Source organism: Dietzia sp. SLG310A2-38A2 (genome assembly GCF_014145095.1).
Classification (GTDB): Bacteria; Actinomycetota; Actinomycetes; order Mycobacteriales; family Mycobacteriaceae; genus Dietzia.
Genome location: NZ_JAALDX010000317.1, coordinates 3,932 through 5,659 on the forward strand (window position 1 = coordinate 3,932; position 1,728 = coordinate 5,659).

Below are 1,728 nucleotides of genomic sequence, written 5' to 3' on the forward strand. Positions count from 1 at the left end.
GCGATGGCCGCGCTGCCGGCGAGTCCGACGATCCACAGGGGGGCCAGGCGGCGCCGCGCCTTGGGCTTCTCCTGGGGCGCGGTGAGGACAGAGGTCTGCTCCCGCAGGGCCTCGGCGTGCTGCTTGGCGTCTGCGGCCAGATTGCCCAGGATCTCCGCCTGCTCCGCACGACGATCGCGCAGCACCTGGATACCGCGGCTCGCGCCGAAGAGGGCCAGGCCCGCGGGCCCACGGGTGGCGGCCACGGCGGCCTCGCCCAGGAAGCGGGGGTCCTTGAGGTCGAATGCCTTGCGGGCGGCGGTGCCGGCCTTCTCCAGGTCCTTCTCGGCGGACTTGATGGCCTTACGCTCGGCGGCGCGATCGCTTCGTGTGCTCATGGGTAGATGGTGGCACAGCCCTCGGACACCGACCACCACCTCGCCGACATCCACCGGGACCGCGTGGCAGGATGGTCGTCGTGAGCATCGCAACGCAGAAGGCAACCATCCACACGAACAAGGGCGACATCGTCGTCGATCTGTTCGGCAACCACGCCCCGGAGACGGTCGCGAACTTCGTCGGGCTGGCCGACGGGTCGAAGGACTACTCCCAGGCCAACGCCAAGGGCGAGAAGACCGGCCCGTTCTACGACGGTTCGATCTTCCACCGCGTCATCTCCGGGTTCATGATCCAGGGCGGCGACCCCACGGGAACCGGTCGCGGCGGCCCGGGCTACCAGTTCAAGGACGAGTTCCACCCGGAGCTCCAGTTCACCGAGCCCTACCTGCTGGCCATGGCCAACGCCGGCCCGGGAACCAACGGTTCGCAGTTCTTCGTCACCGTGGGCCCCACGCCGCACCTGAACAACCGGCACACCATCTTCGGGAAGGTCGCCGACGCGGACTCGCAGAAGGTCATCGACGCCATCGCCACCACCAAGACCGGCGCCATGGACCGCCCGGTCGAGGACATCGTGATCGAGTCCATCGAGATCTCCTGACACCTGATCCCGAGGGCCGTGGCGACACGGCCCGCCCAGCGGCGCGGGCACCGGAACACCGGTCCCGCGCCGCCGGTCTATCCATGACGATCCAGGAACGGTGACACCCCACCAGGCCATGACCACCCAGACGCACAGCGGCGGCGCCGTCTCCCGCTTCTTCCGACTCCGGCCGGTGACCGCGTGGCTCATCACCGCCAACCTCGCGGTCTACGCCGCCACGGTCGCCCAGTCGCGGAGCATGCTCGGCAACCACACCTCGGCACTGTTCGAGGCCACGGCGCTCTTTCCGCCGCTGGTGGCGGTGCGGGATGAGTGGTGGCGCCTGATGACCTCGGCCTTCCAGCACTTCGGGCCGATGCACCTGTTGCTCAACATGTACATGCTGTGGATCCTCGGCCTGGGCATCGAGCGCAGCATCGGTCACGCGCGCTTCTTCGCGCTGTACCTGGTCTCCGCCTTCGGTGGTTCCGTCGCCGTGATGTTCTACGGCCAGAACGCGCTCACGGCCGGGGCGTCCGGTGCCATCTTCGGCCTTATGGGTGCCTACGCGATCGTCGCGATGTCGATGCGCCTGGACGTCAAGGGGATCGGGATTCTGCTGGTGCTGAACATCGGTGTGAGCTTCCTGGTCCCCGGCATCTCACTCGCCGCCCACCTCGGCGGCCTGCTGGTGGGCGCGCTCGGCGCGCTCGCCCTGGTGGTGCTGCCCCGTCGGTTGCCGGGACGGGTGGGCCGCGGCGGGCGGG

2 protein-coding genes and 1 pseudogene are annotated in these 1,728 nt (G+C 69.1%); 2 read left to right on the forward strand and 1 reads right to left on the reverse strand.

What is annotated here, in order from left to right; all coding sequences use genetic code 11:
- A pseudogene (locus G6027_RS11625) lies at positions 1–377 on the reverse strand (hypothetical protein); the annotation flags it as partial.
- A 71-nt stretch (positions 378–448) separates the two neighbouring features.
- Here G6027_RS11625 and G6027_RS11630 point away from each other — a divergent pair.
- A complete protein-coding gene (locus tag G6027_RS11630) occupies positions 449–979 on the forward strand; it encodes a peptidylprolyl isomerase (protein WP_182637323.1) in 531 nt (176 codons plus the stop codon).
- A 118-nt stretch (positions 980–1,097) separates the two neighbouring features.
- The coding region (locus G6027_RS11635) for a rhomboid family intramembrane serine protease (RefSeq protein WP_182637324.1) at positions 1,098–1,728 on the forward strand (631 nt) is incomplete at its 3' end.

Excerpts from the sequence above, each read along its gene's own strand:
- G6027_RS11630 (WP_182637323.1), top strand. The coding sequence starts at position 449 with ATGGTCGTCGTGAGCATCGCAACGCAGAAGGCAACCATCCACACGAAC.